This is a genomic window from Undibacterium parvum, assembly GCF_003955735.1.
Classification (GTDB): Bacteria; Pseudomonadota; Gammaproteobacteria; order Burkholderiales; family Burkholderiaceae_D; genus Undibacterium; species Undibacterium parvum.
The window spans coordinates 200,632-221,286 of sequence record NZ_CP034464.1; the positions used below are offsets into that span (position 1 = coordinate 200,632).

Consider the following 20,655-nt stretch of genomic DNA (forward strand, 5'->3'; position numbering starts at 1 on the left):
CACATAACGATGACTTACTGACTTCCCCGATCACGCTATATTCAGCTGCGGTTTTGCGGACATTGTCAAGTTGAAGCGAGCTAAAATTTATAAGAAACTGAATACTGAAAACGGTATGTCACGACGCCATTTTCAGCTTTTTTGCTCGCTTTCGCATCGTAAATCCGACCGTTATTTCACAAGCCTCGCTCCAACAGTTGCAACTGCTGTTTGAAGTGTGCCTTAAGGCGATACAGTTGTGCCGGACGATGCGCACCCGCCGATTCGAATTGGCCCTCTATGACTTCCAGCATGTCCATTTCGGCGATTTTTCTGCGAAAACTCACCTTGTTAATTAACTCACCCATCAAGATTTCATAGACGCGCTGGAGCTGCGGCAATGTAAACGTCTCTCCAACCAGATAGCACGGTAATGACGAATACTGGCTCTTGCTACGCAAACGCGATACCGCTGTTTCCAAAATTAGGCGATGATCAAATGGCAAAGAGATTGGTCGATCAACACTAAGCAATTTCACATCAGGATGGGCGGCGCGATCAATTACATCGAAGGAAACCAGAGCGTAGTGCGCTATCGATACCGACCATCCACGTGGATCTCGCGCTGGACCGGAAAAAGTAGCCAACTGCTCCAGATAGGGAACGTCGATTCCGGTCTTTTCTGTTAATACGCGTAATGCGGCCGCTCGAACATCCGTATCTTCTTCAATATGAATAAAGCCACCTGGGAGCGCTGCAACGCCTTTAAACGGTTCTCGATCACGCTTTAAAAGCGCCACTTTCAGTCCGCCTTCGTGCAATGTAAGTAAGACCATATCGACCGTACAAATAACATGAGTCATTTGAAACTCCATTCTTTTTGCATTTTTTTACGTCCAAGCGTCAAATTATTCGGACATTCAATTTACGATTAACCCACATAGATACCCGCTAATTAGGTTTTTAAGTAATATAACATACTTAGTTGCACAATTAAACTAAGTCACTTATAATAAATTTAGCGCAAGGAAAAAAGATTGTATTGAAAAGTAAATTATCCCTTCTGACCGCTGTTACGCAAAAATGAATTCGCTCTGATCACAGTAAAAAAAGGATGACCCGATGGCAAACTTCGATACAGTTAATAGTCGCTATTTCTTACCTAAGGCTCAACAGGAGGGTGAGCTGTTTAAGCAGTTTACATTCGGTAGTGGTGAAAATCATCTGCAAATTTTAGCGCCCAGCAACAAGCATGTTGAAATCATGTTTCGCTACAGAGGTGATCAATCGATAATTCAACTTTTACTCTTGACCGATGCATTGCGCCGCCAAGGTGCGAATGAAATTGATTTATACATCCCGTATTTTCCTGGCGCTAGACAAGACCGTGTATGCAATCAGGGCGAGCCGCTGTCGGCCAAGGTCTATGCCGATTTAATTAATCAACAGCAGTATCACAAGGTGTATCTATTTGATCCGCACAGCGATGTCGTGGTTGCTTTGCTCAATAACGCGCAAGTCATTAAGAACCATCAATTTATTAAAGACGTTGTTAATGAAATTGACAGGGATCTGATTTTAATTTCACCAGATGCCGGATCGAATAAAAAAATCTTTGAATTGTCTAGTCAACTCGGTGGACTACCGGTAGTGAGAGCCGACAAATTACGCGATGTAAGCAATGGCGCGATCATCGGCACAGAGGTTTTCTGTGAAGATCTAAGTGGAAAAACAGCGATGATTGTCGATGATATTTGTGCCGGTGGCCGCACCTTTATCGAGTTGGCAAAGAAGCTCAAAGCTAAAAATTGTGAAAAAATAATCTTGGTAGTCTCGCACTATGAAGGAAGTGCCCAGGAAATTAAATTGCAAGAAAGCGGGATTGATGCGGTGTACACCACCAACAGTTTGCAAGACTTGGTCGCAACTAAATTTTTAAACGTGAAAAACATTTGGCAATTTATGCCAGCTCAAGGAGAAAGCAAATGAATTTAAATCCCGCTACCGCAATTGATGGCTACAAAGTTGATCATCGCCGTCAATATCCCGACAATACCGAAGTCGTGTTTAGTAATCTAACCGCCAGAACAACGCGCCGCGAATACACAAGTAACCTCGTTTTTTTTGGACTACAGTATTTTATAAAAAGCTTCCTAATAAAGAGCTGGGAAGAAGATTTTTTCCAACAACCAAAAGAGGAAGTGATTCGTCGATTTTCACGTCGTATCAATAATTATTTAGGTCCAAACAATGTCGGCACTCAGCACATAGAAGATCTTCATGATCTGGGCTATTTGCCTATAAAAATTATGGCATTACCTGAGGGCTCGGTTTATCCATTAAGAGTTCCATGTTTGGTTATTTTCAATACAGACGAGCGTTTTTTCTGGCTCACTAATTACCTCGAGACTATTCTATCCACCAATGTATGGGGCATGTGCACCAGTGCCACCACAGCACATGAGTACAAGAAAATTCTCACAGCTTTTGCGCTAGAAACCGATGGTAGTATTGATTTTGTAAATTGGCAGGGACATGACTTTAGTTTTCGCGGCATGTTTGGCGCTGAAGCTGCGGCGATGAGCGGTGCTGCGCACTTATTAAGTTTTACCGGAACAGACACCATTCCCGCCATCGACTTTCTGGAAGATTTTTATGGCGCCAATAGTGACCTGGAACTGGTCGGTGGTAGTGTCGCAGCGACTGAGCATTCCGTTATGTGTGCGGGTGGTATGGATAATGAGCTAGAAACCTTTCGCCGTTTAATCCAAGACATCTATCCGGCCGGCATCGTCAGTATTGTGTCGGACTCTTGGGATTTCTGGCAGGTTATGACTGACTTTACCGTCAAACTTAAAGCGCAAATTTTGGCGCGGGATGGCAAAGTGGTATTTCGCCCTGACACTGGCTGCCCGGTAAAAATGATTTGTGGAGATGCAGATGCACTGGTCGGATCGCCTGAATACAAGGGCGCGATAGAATGCCTGTGGGATGTGTTTGGTGGTAGCAAAAGCATGCAAGGGTATAAACTTCTCGACCCGCATGTTGGTTTAATCTATGGTGACTCCATCACGATTGAACGTGCGACAGCGATTTGTACCGGACTAAAAGCCAAAGGATTTGCGTCAACCAATGTAGTGTTTGGGATTGGAAGTTACACCTATCAATATGTCACTCGTGACACAGATGGTTTCGCCGTGAAAGCGACGTTTGCCAAAATTGCAGGTGAAAATCGTGAAATTTTTAAAGCACCAAAAACGGGTGACGGCACCAAAAATTCGGCCAAAGGTTTGGTGGCTGTCTACAAAGATAAGCAAGGTGAATTTTATCTAAAGGATCAAGTTAGCTGGACTGAAGTCAATAATTGCGAATTTGTTTCAGTGTTTGAAAATGGCAAGCTACTCAACGAAGTGACTCTCGCAGATGTCAGAGCAAGATTAGCATCGACAATTTAATCATGGCATAACAGCGTTCTCACAAACATTCCATTGTTCGGGCAGCCATACATCTTCCAGACAAACAAAAATAGTGTGAGACAGCATTGGCTACAAAGTAGCAAATGGTTCTTTCAAGGGAATGAAACAAAATTTTCCATGGCTAATTTTCGTAAAAAATTTCGTAACCAATTGAAAATCGCCATGTTTATGATGACAAGGAATTTACCCTAAAATGCGTGTTCTCATCACCGGCTCAACGACTTGGACGGATATCGAAGCGCTGCGACGCGAACTTAGCCGCCTTCCAAATTTAAGTGTGATTATTACCGGCGACACACCTGGTGTCGATGCTTTCGCAAATTAAGCTGCCCAAGAACTTGGATTAGGCGTCGAATTGATGAAAAAGACCAAGGAAGACTACGATATTTACCCTATGGACGGATGGAAAGGACTCAACGATAGAATGTTCAGAACAGGAATCGATTTGGTACTTGCCTTTCATCCAGACTATGACAAGCCAGGATTAGCCCGCGGAACCCGTCATGCTGTTGGGCTTGCGGAACAAGCAGGCATTCCGGCTCATATTTTTTATAAATAATTACCATTAGTGATTCATTTTAAATGACACCTAAAAAACTAAATTGCTGATTGACACTTGCGCTTCGCATCGGCCATTTGCGCGTTAAAGTACCCAGGATGAATGGACCTTCTCTTTTCCCAGTCATTCACGGCAATGATGCACACTATGTTTACGACTTTAATGTATGCCTTTTGAAAATATGACGTACTTATAGTCTTCAATTTACGACTTTAGCTATTCATCGAGAAAATCATAACCCTAAAAGTCAGCATGAATACGAGCTAGCGGTTTACGACTATATTAAGCGAGAATAACGAAATAATGGATCAATAAGCGTATAAAACAGCCTGGGGCCTAGAGTAACAAGAGAAGCGACCTGAGAATTTATCCTCACTCTCGGTCAGCCTGGTTCAACCAGGCTTCAGCCAAAAGTAATTATTTAGAATTTATTGAGAGTTTGTTGTGAGTTCATACCGCTGCCAGCCTATAGCCGACCCCGGTTTCGGTGAGCAGATAACGTGGCTCAGCCGGATTATCTTCAATCTTTGCGCGCAATTGCCCCATGTAGAGGCGCAGGTAATGGGTGTGATCGACAAATTCATCGCCCCACACATCGACCAGCAATTGTCTATGCGTGACTACCTTGCCGCAGCTGCGCACCAGGCGTGCCAGCAGATTAAATTCTGTCTTGGTCAGATGCAGTTGCTGCCCCTTGCAGAGGACTTCATGCGACTGTAAATCCACTTGCAAATCATCGAGCTGATAGACAGTGACTGCGGCAGTGACTGTGGTGCCGCGATGGCGCAAGGCGACCCGTATGCGCGCCAGCAGTTCGCCCACGCTAAAAGGCTTGGTCAGATAATCGTCGGCGCCGGCGTCGAGTAATAGAATTTTTTGCGCCTCTTGATGCCGCGCCGAGACCACTAAAATCGGCAAATTGTGATGTTTTCGCACCTGGCGCACCAGATCGACCCCATCCCCATCGGGCAGGCCAAGATCGAGCACCATCACATCTGGCATAGCATGCTTTAACATGGCGCTCGCTTCGCTGACCGAGACCGCCGTCTGCACTTCAAAGCCCTCGACCGACAGCGAAGTGCGCATCAGGGCCCGAATATCTTTATCGTCCTCGACAATTAGCACTCTCATGGCTGTTCTCCTTGCTTAAATGGTTGCTCCGTGGCCAGTGGCAGACTGAGCACAAAGCTGCTGCCGCCACCACTACGGCGGCGCAAGATCAGGCTGCCGCCATGCGCCTGCGCGATCGCGCGGCACACTGCCAAGCCAAGGCCGGACCCGCGTTGCCCACTGCGTTCGCTATGATCGCCACGTGAGTAGGCCTCAAAAATTGTTATTTGATCTTTCTCAGAAATACCCGGGCCACGGTCTTTTACCGCGACCAGCATATTTACGCCTTGCGCATGCGACTCCAGGCTGACCACCAGATGAACCGCATCATCGGTATACTTCAAGGCATTCTCAAGTAGATTGCCGATTAACTGAGAAAGCAAGACCGCGTCGACCCGCACCAAAGGCAGGCTTGCCGGTACTTTAGTAAGGATACGTCGGCCGGTATCGACTTGCCTGATTCTGGCTAACACGCTGCCGATGATTTCTTCCATAGACTCCCAATCGCGCGTCAAGCTCTGCGTAGAGTTGGCGAGTCTGACCAATTGCAAAGTATTCTCGGTCAAGCTCGCCAGGTGCCCAGCCTCGTTGACGATGCTGGTCAATAAGCGCTGCTGCTCGGCCATACTGAGTTTATCGTGCTGCAGTTGCAAGGCCGAGGCGGCACCCAATACGACCGCCAAGGGAGTGCGTAAATCATGCGAAATCGCAGCCAAAAAAATGCCCTGCAATTGCTGTCTTTGCACCTCATTCTGGGCGGCCTGCATGGCGCCACTCAGACGCAGACGCCACAGAGCTTGCGCGACCATGGTACATAAAGCGCTAGCGTGTTCACGGCCGCTTTCATCATCGCCAGCCACATTCTGTAGACAAACGGCGCCACTGAGCGCAGCTTCTAGCCGCCGCGCTCCCAGAGGTATATACCAGGCATCGAGTTCGCTCCAGCGACCAGTGCCAGCCCCCAGAATAACGCCCTCTTTTATGCAACAACGCAAGCCATCACTGACTGCATTAGGAAGATCTAAAGGCAGATCGAGTTGATCGGTGTCCGCATCCAAGAGCGCTACGACGTTAGGGCCGCTAAAGGCGACATCGAGTGCACTTTGCGCCAAGCGCTTTACCAGCACTGGGGTATCGGCATCGGCCAAAGCGATAGCCAGGCTTTGCAATTGGCGCGCGCGCTGCTCGTTGCGCCTGGCAATCTCAGTCTCACGGCGCATCCCTGAAGCTAAGTGATTGATGACCAAAGCGAGCACCAGCATGGTCAGCAGCGCAATAAAATGTTCAGAGCGTTCTACCTGAAAAGTCCAGCGTGGCGGCACGAAGAAAAAATTTAAGGCTAACACTGCGGCAAACGCAGCGCACACCGCCAGAGTGCGGCTAAGACGATACGAGGCTAACACCACCGCCAATACATACAGCATGCAAAGACTGGTCAGCGAGACATACGGATCCAGCAGAAAACTAATGGCAGTGGCTGCGCCAAGTAAACATAAAAGTAAACAGCCGTCTTTTACAGACTGTGTGAGTGCGGCATTTTTTAGTGCGGTATTAATCATGCCAGCAGACTACCACAGCCGCGCTTTTGTAGGCGCGCACAATTGCTGCAAACGCGCCCCCTGATAGCCAGCGTTTTTCAGCTAGAACCTGCGCTCTAGCAAGAAAAAAACCAGGCGTGTTATGCTGCACCGCACATAGTTCCAACCCACAGGATGTATCAGCCATGTATTACGGAGAGAAATTTAACGCAGCGACCCATTTTTTCGGCGCAGTCTTAGCGCTGATAGGCAGTGGCGTACTAGTGATGCATGCGGTGATAGCCGACGACCCTTGGAAACTGACCAGTGTCATCATTTATGGCATCACGCTCGTTCTCCTGTATAGCTTTTCAACTCTGTATCACAGCGTGCGCGGGCCGGCAAAAAGCATCTTGCAAAAACTAGACCACCACAGTATTTACCTACTCATCGCCGGTAGTTACACCCCGTTTTGTCTGGTCACCCTGCGTCATTCCTGGGGCTGGCCTTTGCTGATCTTGATCTGGAGTTTAGGTATCCTGGGCAGCTTGTTGGAGCTTAGGCCGCAAAGTGAAGCCAGAATTTTTTCTGTGGTGATTTATGTGGTGATGGGCTGGGCCGCCTTAGCCGCCATCGTGCCCTTGATGAACACACTGGGCAGCGCGGGTTTCGCCTGGCTGGCAGCAGGCGGCTTACTGTACACCGTAGGCATTATCTTTTTTGTGCTCGATACCCGCGTCAAACACGGTCACGGCATCTGGCATTTATTTGTCTTGGGCGGCAGCAGCGCCCACTACTTCGCTATTCTCAATTACGTAGTATGAAAATCGCTCAGACTAGACTGAAGCAACTAAGCTCTGCGCCGGAACCATCCGGTCAGCGAGAGCCGGTCGCGGCTTGCCGGCATTACTTCATGCAGCATTTCTGCCGACAAAAATAAGACCATGGTGGCACCGATAGGCGACACATCCAGACTCGCCAGACCTTGCGGATGCAGGCGTAAGGCACCGCCCTGATCCGACAGCCAATCCTGATTCAGATAAATCACCACCGACACGGTACGACTATCATCATCGCGAAATCTATCCAGATGGCGCAGATACGCACTGCCCGGCGCATAGAAAGCGAAATGGCTTTCATACTCTTCCAGACCCAGATAAAAATGCTGGTTTAGCAGCAAGCGCAGACTTTCCATGATGGCCAGATACGCGTCACAGGCCTGCGACTGACCGGGATTGAGCCAAAGAATTTGATCGCCACGTATCGCCGGCTGCACTGTCAATACGGCCGTACGCCCAACCCCAGCCGATTTGAGCGCCCCACTCGCCGCCAGATCCGCACACTCGGTCGCCAAGGCCAATCTGAGCGTTTCAGGTAAAAACAGACTATGTTGTGACCAGCCATGTGTGCTCAGATTGGTCAGCATGTCTAGCTGCAGCGCATCACCAAAATAATCAGTGCTTGCGGGTAATGCAAAAGAATTTGCCATACTGCTTTCTAAGGCTAGATTTTCCCGCTAACTAGCAGAGCAAGTCAGAACAAGACAGCACCGGCGCCGGCGCCATCACGAGCCAACTGTCGTTAACATCTACGGGGGAGAAAACCGGGAGGAAGAGAATTTAAATACCAAGAGGCCGCGCTTAGTAATGCGGAACAATAGCGTGACCTTACAGCAAATAGAGCACTTAGGTATAAAAACTTAGAGGAAGGAAGACTATGCAGATGGTCTAGGCCACGCTACGCGAAATCTCATCGCTCCACTCAAAGGCCTGCACTTGCAACTCAAACAGGGTTTCTTTACTGATGCCGATTTGTTGCAATTCGGCTAGCAGTAGCGCCGCAGCAGCTTCATCCTGATCCAAAACCTCTATCTGCTCGATCAAATGGAGTATTTCGCCATATTGGCCACGGCGCTCCAGCAAGGCCAATTTAACCTCCTCCACCACCGAAACCTGATCAAGAATTTGCGGCATAGGAGAGCTAAATAAAGTATCCATTAAGGACATGATACCGACCGTAAATGCGGTATCGGCGGCAGTCTGATTACGCGGCATGATTTGTTGTGTGATTAACTCCATCAACTTGCCACGACTAGTGGCCAACATCAACAAAGGCGACATAAAACTATCGACTTTACCGGGCGCGGCATACAGTAAAATTTGCAACCAGCGCTGTAACTGTCTACGCCCCAGCACCGCCAGAGCCTGGCGCAGCGACTCAATGCGCTGCGAAGTCAGAAAGGCCGGCGTATTCACCAGACGCAGCAAATTTAAGCCTAAAGAAGCATCATGCTTAATCGCCAGTTCTATCACCGCAGTGTCGGCATCGGCCACGATTAAGGCCATCAAGCGCATGATAGCCAGTTGCGAGGGCGAGAGCTTTTTGCCTGTCAGTATCAGTGGCTTGGCAAAATAATAGCCTTGAAAATAATCAAACCCCAAGTTCATGCAAAAATTAAACTCGTCTAAGGTCTCAACTTTTTCTGCCAACATTTTTTTGTTGGCACCTTTAAATTGCTGATACAGCGCCGTCAAATCACTGCGCGACATGCCCATGATATCAATTTTGATAATCTCGATCATAGGTAAGAGCTTACGCAGACAAGGCGAATCGGCAATCACATCATCGAGTGCGAATTTATAACCCAGCGCCAGCAATTCGGCCACACGTGCCACAACTTCATCGGTGGCTTCTACCGTTTCCAAAATTTCCAACACGACCTTATCGCGCGGCAAAAACTGAATAAAATCGCTCAGCAAAACCTTGGTGTCTACATTGAAGAAGCCCAAGGAGCTACCGATGACATTATCCAGACCTAACTCAGAGGCGTGCTCGATCACTGAAGCGGTCGCTGCCACATCGTCCACCACACCGGCAGGACCTAACGCGGCACTGCGAAAAAGTAATTCGTAGGCAGTCAGACTCTGCTGGCGATTCAGTATAGGTTGCCGTGCCAGGAAAAAATCCATGGCCTTATGCTGCTGAGAGTTCGCTGGGTCGCTCATAATCGCGGTAAGGAGTTAATGCGGGCACCTTGCTTAGCTACTTTTCTTATTGTACCCGTCCAAAAAAGCTGCGCAGAACAATTAAAAACGTTGCTGCGCGGCAATTTTACACGAATATAGTCTGAGCTATATAAATGTTACATATGCACTTGCTTGCGCGAATTTTGCAGGGCTGACACAACGATCACAATAGATGCACGCGCCACTTGTGAGAACTGCTACTTTCATAGATACTTTGCGTTCTTTGCAAGGTGCTGTTCACGCCCTGCTCCCTCGCTCACCCTTAGGAACCAAAGCATGTCCACGCCTATCGATTTTTATTTCGACTTTTCTTCTCCTTACGGCTATATCGCCTCGCAGTTGATTGATGCTCTGGCGGCGCGCCATGCACGTAGCGTCAACTGGCACGCGATCGTGCTCGATGCCAATTTCCAATCTTTAGAGCGCATCAAAATACCCAGCAGCATGATGCGTAGTGACTACGTGTTACGCGATGCAGAACGCCTGGCAGCCTATTACGGGGTCGCGTACAAGACACCGTCGTCCTTAGGCGTGAATACCGAGCAGGCGGCACGCGTGTTTCACGCCATTCATGATCGCAATCCTAAGCTAGGCTGCCAATTCGCCAATCTGGTACTCAAAGCTTATTTTATCGAAGACAGAAATATCGCTGCGGTAGAAGAATTACAAAGCATCGCAGCCGAACTGGGAATCGAAGCGGAAGAATTTCAAGATGCGATCAGCGCACCAGCCAGCCGCGCCCGCGTCAAAGCCGAGGTCGACATGGCCGAAGCCCGTGGGGTTTTCGGATCGCCCTTTTTCATCGTCGAAGGTGAGCGCTTCTGGGGTAACGATCGCCTGCCGCAATTAGAACGCTGGTTAGAAAGCGGCCCTTACTAAGCCAGCATTTGCAAAAGCCGGACAAGTCAAACTTGTCCGGCTTTTTTTTACGCTTGCTGCCCGCCTGGCTCGCGCCTCAGAATGACCGTAATTTCAAAATGGCATAGGCCGCTTGCGCAATAGGCATGCGGGTCTTCAGCCTGCCTGCCCGCCAGGGCGCATGGGATATGCGTGTTGGCGGGGGGGCAGAATCAAATCCCGAAATTGACTATCACTCAGATCGACGTTAGCACCAGCGCCCGCACCTGCACCTACCAGGTGCTCAAATTGCGCAATCGGCAGTGGTCGGCTAAACAAATAACCCTGGTAAGCATGGCAGCCCTGACTTGCTAGCAAAACGCGTTGTTCTTCTGTTTCTACGCCTTCCGCAATCACCGCTAAACCCAGGCTATCGGCCAGCACTACCACCATCTTAGCGATTGCAGCATCATTCGGATCAATCAAAATGTCACGCACAAAACTTTGATCTATCTTTAACTGATCCAAGGGCAGGCGTTTCAAATAGGCCAGAGATGAGTAACCCGTACCAAAGTCATCGAGTGAGAAACCGACGCCGCGTAGTTTAAGCGCGCTCATCTTGGCAATCACATCTTCCACATTTGTGACCAATAGCCCTTCAGTCAATTCAAGCTTGAGATGCTCAGGATTGGCACCACTATCGTCGAGTATGCGTAATACCTGATCGACAAAATCAACCTGATGAAATTGCCGTGGACTGACATTGACCGACATTGATAAATTTCGCATTGCCGGCTGCTGCGCCCACGCTGCCAACTGCCGGCAGGCAGCTTGCAAAACCCAATGCCCCAAAGGCAGAATCAAACCAGATTCTTCCGCGAATGGGATAAACTCCAGAGGTGAAATCATGCCGCGTTGTGGATGTTGCCAACGCACCAGTGCCTCGGCACCGACGGTAAGCGCTGCGCCCTGCACTTGGGCCTGGTAATACAAGACGAACTGTTCACTGCTCAAGGCTTCACGTAGATCTGCATCCAGTTGCATCCTGGCTGTCACCACGGCCTGCATCTGCGGCTCATAAAAGCGCAGGGTATTTCGGCCTGCAGCCTTGGCTTGGTACATCGCTAAATCAGCACGTTTTAGGGGTTCCTCTATATTTTCACGCTCTCCGCCAAACAAGGTCATGCCTATACTCGGTGTGCTTTGATGTTCATACTTCGCCAACTGATAAACCTGATTTAGTACATGCAATATTTTTTCACCAACCACTTCAACCTGACTGGCCGCATCGATCGTCTGTTCACTTAAGTTTTCCAACATAACGACAAATTCATCACCGCCCAAACGCGCTACCGTATCGCCATCGCGTATGCAGGTGTTCAGTCGTTGCGCCACCTGCGCCAACAATAAATCGCCAATATCGTGGCCCAAGGTATCATTGAGCGTCTTAAAATTATCCAGATCGATAAACAATAAAGCGCCGTGCCTTTGATGACGTGGCACCGTTGCCATGGCTTGTTCGAGCCGATTGACCAATAAACGCCGGTTCGGCAATCCCGTCAATGCGTCATAAAATGCCAGTGTCTTAATTTGCTCTTCAGCGGCCTTGCGTGCGCTCATATCACTCAGTGTTGCGACATAATGACTGATCAAACCATCCTCGCCACTGACCGCGGTCAAGATTAACCAGGCGGGGAAAATTTCGCCGTTTTTACGTTTATCCCAAATCTCACCCTGCCAGGTCCCGCAGCTAGCAATTTTTTCTGTCATTTCATCATAAAATGCCTCATCGTGCCGCCCTGAACTGAGCATGCGCGGGCTTTGTCCGAATACATCCTCTGCGCTATAACCAGTAATTTTGGTAAAGGCCTGATTCACCCGTAAAATTACCCATGCCGCATCGGCGACATACATGCCCTGCTGCGATTCAAAAGCGATCGCAGCGATGCGCAACTCCAGTTCTACCTCCTTGCGTTTTGTGATATCGCGGCTAATCCCATGATAGGCAATGATCTTTCCATTCGCATCGCGCTCAGGATTTGAGGTCGTCTCCATCCAGATGGTCTTGCCATGCTTGCAGTGTTGCTGCACCTCAAAGGTTTCACTCCCTAGCAACTGCCCTGCTTGTTCGGCAGCGCTGCGGCGTTGCATAATTTCCGCGATCTTTTCGGATCCCAGGCCGGTCAACAAATTAGCCAAAGAGTATCCGATTACTTCGCTAGCAGGATAGCCACGCAGTCGTTCGTCTGCTGGGCTGACATAGGTGATGATGAAATTACTGTCCATGCGCCACACTACGTCGGTGACATCTTCCGTGAGCAGGCGAAAATGCGCTTCGCTCTCGCTCAGCTTCTCTTCTGCATTGCTCCTTTCTATCGCAATACTGGCCAGATGCGCGCACTGCTCTATGAGTGCTATATCTTTTTCACCAGGGATATTCACGCTCCGATGATAAATCGCAAAACTGCCCAAGATGCTCCCCGACGCCGAACGTATAGGCTGCGACCAGCACGCATTGAGGCCAGCACGCGCCGCCAGTTCGGTATAGGGTGCCCAATACGGATGATGGGCAATGTCGCTGACGATCACGGTTTCGCCGGTAAACGCTGCCGTGCCACATGAACCTACCCCTAAGCCAATGGCGACACCATCAACGGCTTGATTATAAAAATCGGGTAAGTTGGGTGCCACGCCCTGCCCCAGATGCAGGCCTGATTTATCGAGTAATAAAACACTGCAAATGGCAGTCGTATCGAGCTGCTCCACCCCGAGTACAATCGCCTCAAGTTGCTGGTGAAGTGGTATATCGCTGACCAATAACTCTAAAATATAGGTACGGAACTTTTCGTTTTTAATAGCCCAATTAGCGTCAGTTACATCACGCACGATCACGTGAACCGAGGCAAGTCCGTCAAAAATAATCGGCGTACTTTGTACTTCGGCATCGAACGGTGTGCCGTTCAATTTAACGAAGCGTTCCTCTATCATGGGAACGGCCACCCCGTCGTTTACGATTTGTTTAGCGCGCGCCAGTGCTATCGCATGAAAATCCGGATGCACCAGATCCAACATCGATTTTCCGATTAAGTCCTCGCTAGCGCTCGCACCAAACATCGCCAGGGCCGCACGATTCACATACACCATGCGGCTATTGCGTATCACGCCAATTGCATCTGGTGCGCAATCGAGTAAATTCCTATGACTTTTTTCACTTGCTATCGCCAGACTTTCGGCCTGCCTACGCTCATTAATCACCAGCGCCAGCATCACGCCTAACACCGTTAGCACCAGCGCATACAACCATAAATTCATTAAACCTAACTGCACACTATATTTGGCAAAATAGCCGCTGACATGAATAGCCCCCATCAGCGCTTGCAAGACACTCATACAGACCATGAGCAAAGCACCATGCCGCCCAAAACGAGCGGCGGCCCAAGCGACAAACAGAAAGCTCCAATATGGGTTGAGAATAATTTCTAGCGACTCAGTCCACCACCCCAAGAAAACGATTTGGCCTGTCAAAAAAGACAAAATAAATCCAAACAAGGCTTCGGCGGCACGCGCGGCAACAAACAAGCTAGCTGAATGATGTCGCCATACCAGTATCAAGGGCGTGACAATGCCAACGCCCAAGACACTGCCCATCCACCAATGCAGCAAAGAAATAGCGAACGCGTCTGCACCAAGCTCACCCACAGCCCACAAACACAGCACACCAAGAAGTGCACCAAGTACAGAGACCGGCATGGCAATGGCCAGCAAACCCAAATAGTCTCGGGCATGCGTAAGCCGGGCGTTAAATGGGGAGTGGTGAATACTCAGTCGGCTTAATAGCCAGCTCGCTAGCCAGGCTTCGCTGATATTGACCAAAGAAATAATCAGAGCGGGAGCCACGCTACGCCCCATCCACAGGTAGGCAGCGAATGCCCCGAAAAAAATCGAGATCAGATAGGCGCGACCGCCCATTATGACGCTGGCCAAAGCGATGCCGCTAGGTATCCAGAAAATAGAAATATTTCCATCTATCGTCAGATAGTCCAGTACCAGGCAGACCGCTAATGCATGCATCAGCCCCACACCCAGAAATCGCGCCACACCAGAGTAGGAATTGAACACCCATTTCTCCAAAAAATAGTTTTTTGTCCTCTGCAGTCTGGAGCTCCCTAAGGTTCTATTGCTCTGCATTAGCGACATTGCCCGCTACTTTGCATGCTAACAGACATTTTATCGATCAGCGTCAACGGCAAACGCAGCTTGAGCAAGCGATCTGCCTGACGATGACAATAGTTTCACTGATGCAATTTATTTACCAAGAGCAACACTATACCCCATGTGTTCGCGGGCATGACTTCTTTTTTAACAAAGCTAAGCACTCCTATCAGCATGGTCTGCCGTTTGTTTCCTACTACGTGAGATGAGTTGAAGTTCGAAGCCGGATCAAAGCGGAATACTTGGTATTCGCTCGCACCATTTCGCATTATTTCGCACTATTACCCTAGCCACTACGCTCATGCGTGGCTAGCCTCGCTAGCTTCGCTCAGATCTACAGGCACAGCATGGTAAGCCTCCAAGTCAGACATGACAGATTTTTGGATGTTTTCTATGCTCTTGTCTTTCTGCATTTGTTGCAGCACCGTCGTCAGTTTAGGCACCAGGGCCGCATGTTTATTATTCAGATAGTGAAATACCGGAAAGGAAGCCAAGGGCGGTGTCAGCACCTTGATTTCAGTTAGATTAAGCTCTTTTAGCGCAGCCAAACCCGAGGCGCGATTCGCCACCACCACATCAGAGCGACCTAGCATCATTTTCAGAAATGCCTGACGCAGACTATTCGCCACTTCGACCTTCATGCCTACCGTGTTTTTTTCTATGATTTTGATACTCTTGACATAGCCTATCGTATAGGGCCGCAAGCTCTCCCAACCGTTGACCACGAAATTGGTGCCGTGCGAAAAAATCACAACTTCATAAGTGAGCAAAGGTATGGGCACGATCAGTAAGTTTGGATAGTCAAGCTCCATCCCCAGCTTGCGATACAACTCGCCATCCATCTCACCATTGTTGGCGCTACGCAAGGCGCGTTCACCCGGCAGTTTACGCACTACCACCTGCATCCCTAAGCGGCGATAGGCCTCAGTGATGATTAATTCAGCGATACTAGTAGCCGGGTCTTGCTCGGACAGAGTGGAAATTTGCATAGCTGGCAGCGCCTGCGCCAACGCAGGCAGTACGCCTATTGCAGTTAAGCCAGCCAGTTGTAAAAGTGCGCGACGCTGCATGCTGTGAGCCTTTTATTAACAGTCACAAAAACCTCAGCATACACCCAGAAAGCCGCTAAAAATAGTCGCTAGCAAGCTAAAAATCGCACAAAACCTTGTGCCACCTGCAATGATACTAACTATCTAGCCGCAGAGATTTATCCATGACAGCCAGCCTAGCGTTCATTAAGCAACAAAAACATCTCCAAAGTAAGCTCTAGCACTTTTTGCTGTTGCTGCAGGTTTAATAGCGGCTGCCCCATCGCTACTTGCGGCCAAAATGCCACCGCTTTTAACTGGCCTTGCAATAAGTCGCTGAGCAGTACAGGGTCACCAGGTTTGAGTTTGCCATCAGCCTGTGCCGCCTTCATCCAAGCCGCAATTCCCTCCTCGCGCTGACTTAGGCGCGCCACCATTTCTCTGGCGCGCTCAGGGTTATGGATGGTGGCGGCCACTGCGACCCGCGCTAAATCGATAAAATTGGGGTCGCACAATAAGCGCATTTTGCGTTGCAGATAGTCGCTCAATTGCGCCCTTACCGTACGTTCACTTTGGTAATTTAAGTCGCCTTGCGCGGCACTGCTATCCCATAACTCCATCAATATCGCCGCAAATAATTCATCCTTACTGGCGAAATGATTGTAGACGGTACGCTTAGAGACCAAGGCGGTGGCGGCAATTTTATCCATGCTGGTCGCCTCAAAACCATGTTGACGAAACTCGGCAATCGCCGCCTCCAGGATGGCGAGACGTTTTCTATCGGTAAGGCGTACTGGAGCAGTCATGGGATCAGTGAAATAAATGCAAATGAAATATTTTACACTAGGCAGTTTACTTTTGCCCAAATTAAAACTACACTGTGTAGTGTAACAATGTAGCGCACACAGATGTTCCAATTTAGGATGATACCCACATGAGCCTCACCCCCATCAAACCAGCAGCCGTCCAACATCAGGGCAAATATCGCAATCAGATAAAAATGCAAGCACATGGCTTTTGGAAGACGCTGGCGATTAGCTGGCGCTTCATGTTTAACAAGCCTGCCAATACCGTTCCCAGTTTAGCGATACCGGTAATTGAAATGAGCCAGCAGCAATTGCACGATGCACCGGACAATAGCTTGTTTAGATTAGGCCACTCAACTGTTTTGATGAAAATGCAGGGCGAATTTTGGCTCACCGATCCGGTGTTCTCAGAACGCGCCTCGCCTTTTCAATGGATGGGGCCGAAGCGCTTCCATGCGGCACCTATCAGCATAGAACAACTGCCAAAGATTAAGGGCGTGATCCTGTCACACGATCACTACGACCATTTGGACAAGGCTGCGATACAGCAATTAGCGCATAAGGTAGAGCATTTCCTGACACCCTTGGGTGTCGGCGATACCTTGATAGCCTGGGGTGTAGACGCGGCTAAAGTGCAACAACTAGACTGGTGGCAAGACACTACCGTGCACGGGATTAAATTTGTTGCGACGCCATCCCAGCATTTTTCGGGGCGCGGCCTGCACGATAGAAACAAAAGTTTATGGGCCTCCTGGGCCATACTCCATCAGGACATGCGTATTTTCTTTAGCGGTGATTCGGGTTACTTTGATGGGTTTAAACAAATCGGCGATGCCTATGGCCCGTTTAATCTGACGCTGATAGAAACCGGTGCCTACGATAAGTTATGGCCAGACGTACACATGCAACCAGAAGAATCTTTACAAGCACATCAAGATTTGCGCGGTCAGCATTTGCTGCCTATACACAACGGCACTTTCGATCTCTCCCTGCACGCCTGGTATGAGCCATTCAATCGCATCGTGCATTTAGCCCAGCAAGCTGGGCTCCCGGTTAGCACACCACAGATGGGCGAGCTATTAAACATGGCAAGCCCGCATGCCGGCAGTCGCTGGTGGTTGCGATCTGAAGCGCTGACTATGCCTCAGACCGACAGCCGCACAAGCAAACAGCAGAGACAAATCCAAATCGAGAATAATGACTAGCAATGACAAATCCATTTCATCTACAGCAGCAAACCCATCTGGCGCTGGCGCAATACTATCGTTGGTACCAGGTGTATGAAGTGCCGTTGACCGAGGCCCGTATCGCCAATCAAAAAGCGCTACTCAGCGACGATGTAGAGATTACTTCGCAAATGGGCACGAGCAAGGGGAAAGCCGATTTACAGCAGAGACTGGAGCTATTTACTGGCTGGCAAAATGCCCATCATGTGCAAAATACCGAGGTCAAACTACTGCCCGATGGCAAGCTCTCTTTAGAAGCCGACATCGTGTATCAAAACATACGTCCCGATCTTTCCAGGCACAGCTACCGTCTGCATTATGCGACCGTGCTCGTGAGCACTGAACAAGATCTGCCGGTCTTTGAGAAACTCGATTTACAAGCCACCGGCCAGATCGCGCAGTTCGATTTTGAGCCCGCCTATGCAGAAAACCGCAGCAAATCTTTTATGCACTATTGGCTGTATCTACTAGAAACAGCCAATGGTGATAGCGCTAAGTTGCATGAACTTCTGGCGGACGATTTTTTTTTAGAGCTAAGCGAAGGCCAGCACATCAGCAATCTGCAGCAATTTGATGCCTGGATTAGCGCTATCCCGCAACGCATCAGCGTTAGCAGCCACGCCTATAAAAACTTTAAAGTGCTGGACCATGGCAATCAAAGTTTTAGCGTCACGCTTGATTTCGACTGGCAAGGGTTCAATCTGCAAGGCCAGGCCATGCGCGCCGAAAGCCAGCATGAATGGCTGCTGGAAAACGATATGGAACTACGCTTCGCCAAACTAAAATCTATGCGTGTAAGGATGCTCAAGCCTTTTCAGATCGTCGATGCCTAAGCCTAAGTCTAAGCCTAAGCCTAAGCCTAAGCCTAAGCCTAAGCCTAAGCCTAAGCCTAAGCCTAAGCCTATCAGAGCAAAATTTGCATCAAGCTATTTCAGGCTAGCCTCATCCAAGCAGCTTTAAAAAAATTAGGCATAGGCCGGATACCCAGTATCCATGCGGGTTTCCAGCCTATCTGCCCTGCAGGCCGCATGGGCTATGCGCAAGGGCATGGCAGGATTTTATTTTCCATTAAGTTCTCATTAATTTCACATTAATAAGCCCGCAGGCATGTGCCGCGGGCTTTTTTGTTGCTGTCGCTGCCGGACTCACAGAATTGAACTCTGTATTTGAATCCAAACTTCTGATGCGCACGTATATCAAGACATCACCGTCTTTTTACTCCCACCCATCACGCTCCTAAGGCCATGCACGCACACTCCCCTCTCGCTCAACAGCAAACAGCAAGGCCCATATTTAGCGCGATGCGCAATCGCCAGGACAGCCACCAACAATTGCTAACGATGCGGCCACTATTATTACGCTATGCGCTGCAGCGATTACGCAATCCTGCGCAGGCCGAAGATGCGGTACAAGAAGCGCTGCTGGCGGCGCTGGAACAGCCAGATCGTTTTGCCGGGCGCGCAGCATTTCGCACCTATGTCGCAGGCATACTCAAATATAAAATCATCGACATTCTGCGTGCTTCAGAAAGAGAAACATCGCTGATATTGGATGATGAGGCGGCTGAGTCCGACCTGATCGATAGCCTGCTCAACAGTACGCGCAACAGCACGCACCAGGCTTACCACAAGCCGCCAGTGGCGCGCGCGGGCAATGCCCCCGACACGCTACTAGAGCAAAAAGATTTTTTCCGCATATTCGAGAGTTCGCTAGAAAAATTGCCCATCAAAACCGCCAAGGTATTCATGATGCACGCCTGGTTGGAATGCGAAGCCGAAGAAATCTGCGCAGAACTCAACCTATCCGCCGCCAATTTATGGGTCGTACTATTTCGTGCCCGCTTAAGACTGCGCAGCTCACTGAACTTGCATGGCATTTGTCGTCTGGCCTGATGCCGCTAACATTTGCTGCTTATTTTCGAACATGCGCTACGGCGCAATTGCCGCAACCATTGCGCCTTCGGTCACTAATTAAATACGAGGTCTTCCTTTTTCAGGTTCCCAGCCCTGCATTCTCACGCTCAAGTGCCAACGCCAATAAACATAATAAAAAATTAATTTAATCGAATACTCTCATGATTCTTGCACTTAAAATACTTTAGGTATATATTAAAGTCAATAATCTTCAATTTTAAAGATAGTGAGTATTGATTATGAAAACATCTAAATCCCAGCAAGAACAAACCCGGCGCCAGATTATTCGCACTGCAGTCGATCTGATGACCGAGCATGGTTATGACGCAAGCAGCATGAAACAGATCGCGCGGGCAGCAGGAATTGGCGATGCCACGATCTATAAATACTTTCCGACCAAAGAGAAGTTAATGCTCGGTTATTACGAATTGTGTATTGAAATCGTACTGGAGCAAACTTTAGAAACGCCGGGCTTTGATGAGTTTGGCTTGCAGGAGCGTTTGCAACGCCTGGTGGATGCCTTGCTTGAATTGTTATTGGCAGACCGTGAGTTTGTCGCAATTACGCGCAGCGTAGTCGGCAAATCGCCCTTACTGATGATGCGTGACAATATGCCAGGACAGCAAGCCTTAAAAGCGCAAGTAGTGGCGTTTATCGATGCGGCTGAGCTGAGTGGCGAGATCGCGGTGTGTGATTTTAAAAATATGCTGGGCGGCCTGTTTGCCGATTACCTGTTTGCAGTGATAGCGTATTGGCTGAAAGATGAATCAGAAGAATTTTCTGATACCACGCAACTGGTCGATTTAACCTTGGCGATCCTGGTCCTGGCATTGAAAAGTGGTGTCGTGAATAAGCTCTCTGAGCTGGCCGGATTCTTGTTACGCAACCAGTTGTCACGTCTGATGCAAAATGGTTCCGGTATTTTGGATATGTTGAAACTGGCCAAACGTGGCCTCGGAAAATAAT

General features: G+C 49.0%; 19 protein-coding genes. 11 read left to right on the forward strand and 8 right to left on the reverse strand.

Translation table 11 applies throughout. The annotated features are described in order from the left end of the window. Nucleotides 1–176: 176 nt before the first annotated feature. On the reverse strand, nucleotides 177–842 hold the full coding sequence (locus EJN92_RS00875) for an NUDIX hydrolase (protein ID WP_126126106.1): 666 nt from the start codon (nucleotides 840–842) through the stop codon (nucleotides 177–179). A 259-nt stretch (nucleotides 843–1,101) separates the two neighbouring features. On the opposite strand from EJN92_RS00875, the gene prs reads away from it, so the two are divergent. The 4 genes from prs to EJN92_RS00895 all read left to right on the forward strand — a co-directional run bounded on the left by prs (nucleotide 1,102) and on the right by EJN92_RS00895 (nucleotide 4,014). Beyond that, nucleotides 1,102–1,968, forward strand: coding sequence for a ribose-phosphate diphosphokinase (gene prs / locus EJN92_RS00880; protein ID WP_126126107.1), 867 nt, complete (start codon nucleotides 1,102–1,104; stop codon nucleotides 1,966–1,968). Next, the gene (locus EJN92_RS00885; RefSeq protein WP_126126108.1) at nucleotides 1,965–3,434 is read left to right on the forward strand and encodes a nicotinate phosphoribosyltransferase; all 1,470 of its coding nucleotides are present in this window, start codon (nucleotides 1,965–1,967) and stop codon (nucleotides 3,432–3,434) included. Before prs ends, EJN92_RS00885 begins: the two co-directional genes overlap by 4 nt. A gap of 214 nt (nucleotides 3,435–3,648) precedes the next feature. Beyond that, nucleotides 3,649–3,780: an SLOG family protein gene (locus EJN92_RS00890; protein ID WP_126126109.1), complete on the forward strand. Its 132-nt coding sequence runs from the start codon at nucleotides 3,649–3,651 to the stop codon at nucleotides 3,778–3,780. Between the two features lie 33 nt (nucleotides 3,781–3,813). Beyond that, a complete protein-coding gene (locus EJN92_RS00895) occupies nucleotides 3,814–4,014 on the forward strand; it encodes a hypothetical protein (protein ID WP_126126110.1) in 201 nt (66 codons plus the stop codon). A 450-nt stretch (nucleotides 4,015–4,464) separates the two neighbouring features. Here EJN92_RS00895 and EJN92_RS00900 read toward each other — a convergent pair whose 3' ends face one another. Both EJN92_RS00900 and EJN92_RS00905 read right to left on the reverse strand, forming a co-directional pair. Beyond that, nucleotides 4,465–5,145 (reverse strand): response regulator, encoded by a 681-nt coding sequence (locus EJN92_RS00900; protein WP_126126111.1) that lies wholly within the window; start codon nucleotides 5,143–5,145, stop codon nucleotides 4,465–4,467. Then, a complete protein-coding gene (locus EJN92_RS00905) occupies nucleotides 5,142–6,683 on the reverse strand; it encodes a DUF4118 domain-containing protein (RefSeq protein WP_126126112.1) in 1,542 nt (513 codons plus the stop codon). The genes EJN92_RS00900 and EJN92_RS00905 overlap by 4 nt, the downstream gene beginning before the upstream one ends. Nucleotides 6,684–6,847: 164 nt before the next feature. Here EJN92_RS00905 and trhA point away from each other — a divergent pair, with 164 nt between their 5' ends. Then, nucleotides 6,848–7,465, forward strand: a complete 618-nt coding sequence (gene trhA, locus EJN92_RS00910) for a PAQR family membrane homeostasis protein TrhA (RefSeq protein ID WP_126126113.1) — start codon at nucleotides 6,848–6,850, stop codon at nucleotides 7,463–7,465. A gap of 26 nt (nucleotides 7,466–7,491) precedes the next feature. On the opposite strand, the gene EJN92_RS00915 is transcribed toward trhA, so the two are convergent. Both EJN92_RS00915 and EJN92_RS00920 read right to left on the reverse strand, forming a co-directional pair. Next, nucleotides 7,492–8,130 carry a 2OG-Fe(II) oxygenase gene (locus EJN92_RS00915; RefSeq protein WP_126126114.1) on the reverse strand — a complete coding sequence of 213 codons (639 nt, stop codon included), beginning with the start codon at nucleotides 8,128–8,130 and terminating at the stop codon, nucleotides 7,492–7,494. A gap of 238 nt (nucleotides 8,131–8,368) precedes the next feature. Further along, nucleotides 8,369–9,646, reverse strand: coding sequence for an EAL and HDOD domain-containing protein (locus EJN92_RS00920; RefSeq protein ID WP_126126115.1), 1,278 nt, complete (start codon nucleotides 9,644–9,646; stop codon nucleotides 8,369–8,371). Between the two features lie 297 nt (nucleotides 9,647–9,943). Here EJN92_RS00920 and EJN92_RS00925 point away from each other — a divergent pair, with 297 nt between their 5' ends. Then, nucleotides 9,944–10,546, forward strand: coding sequence for a 2-hydroxychromene-2-carboxylate isomerase (locus EJN92_RS00925; RefSeq protein WP_126126116.1), 603 nt, complete (start codon nucleotides 9,944–9,946; stop codon nucleotides 10,544–10,546). Nucleotides 10,547–10,681: 135 nt separating this feature from the next. On the opposite strand, the gene EJN92_RS00930 is transcribed toward EJN92_RS00925, so the two are convergent. The 3 genes from EJN92_RS00930 to EJN92_RS00940 form a co-directional block, all read right to left on the reverse strand. Continuing rightward, the gene (locus EJN92_RS00930; protein WP_170174843.1) at nucleotides 10,682–14,623 is read right to left on the reverse strand and encodes an EAL domain-containing protein; all 3,942 of its coding nucleotides are present in this window, start codon (nucleotides 14,621–14,623) and stop codon (nucleotides 10,682–10,684) included. Nucleotides 14,624–15,015: 392 nt separating this feature from the next. Next, on the reverse strand, nucleotides 15,016–15,786 hold the full coding sequence (locus tag EJN92_RS00935; RefSeq protein ID WP_126126118.1) for a substrate-binding periplasmic protein: 771 nt from the start codon (nucleotides 15,784–15,786) through the stop codon (nucleotides 15,016–15,018). Nucleotides 15,787–15,941: 155 nt separating this feature from the next. Beyond that, a complete protein-coding gene (locus EJN92_RS00940; protein WP_126126119.1) occupies nucleotides 15,942–16,550 on the reverse strand; it encodes a TetR/AcrR family transcriptional regulator in 609 nt (202 codons plus the stop codon). 128 nt (nucleotides 16,551–16,678) lie between these two features. Here EJN92_RS00940 and EJN92_RS00945 point away from each other — a divergent pair, with 128 nt between their 5' ends. The 5 genes from EJN92_RS00945 to EJN92_RS00960 all read left to right on the forward strand — a co-directional run bounded on the left by EJN92_RS00945 (nucleotide 16,679) and on the right by EJN92_RS00960 (nucleotide 20,654). Continuing rightward, a complete protein-coding gene (locus tag EJN92_RS00945) occupies nucleotides 16,679–17,755 on the forward strand; it encodes an MBL fold metallo-hydrolase (RefSeq protein WP_126126120.1) in 1,077 nt (358 codons plus the stop codon). A gap of 2 nt (nucleotides 17,756–17,757) precedes the next feature. Then, nucleotides 17,758–18,609 carry a hypothetical protein gene (locus tag EJN92_RS00950; protein WP_126126121.1) on the forward strand — a complete coding sequence of 284 codons (852 nt, stop codon included), beginning with the start codon at nucleotides 17,758–17,760 and terminating at the stop codon, nucleotides 18,607–18,609. Next, nucleotides 18,602–18,736 carry a hypothetical protein gene (locus EJN92_RS21965; protein ID WP_265415594.1) on the forward strand — a complete coding sequence of 45 codons (135 nt, stop codon included), beginning with the start codon at nucleotides 18,602–18,604 and terminating at the stop codon, nucleotides 18,734–18,736. Before EJN92_RS00950 ends, EJN92_RS21965 begins: the two co-directional genes overlap by 8 nt. A gap of 341 nt (nucleotides 18,737–19,077) precedes the next feature. Continuing rightward, nucleotides 19,078–19,668: a sigma-70 family RNA polymerase sigma factor gene (locus EJN92_RS00955; RefSeq protein WP_126126122.1), complete on the forward strand. Its 591-nt coding sequence runs from the start codon at nucleotides 19,078–19,080 to the stop codon at nucleotides 19,666–19,668. 260 nt (nucleotides 19,669–19,928) lie between these two features. After that, nucleotides 19,929–20,654, forward strand: a complete 726-nt coding sequence (locus EJN92_RS00960; protein WP_126126123.1) for a TetR/AcrR family transcriptional regulator — start codon at nucleotides 19,929–19,931, stop codon at nucleotides 20,652–20,654. Nucleotide 20,655: the final 1 nt, after the last annotated feature.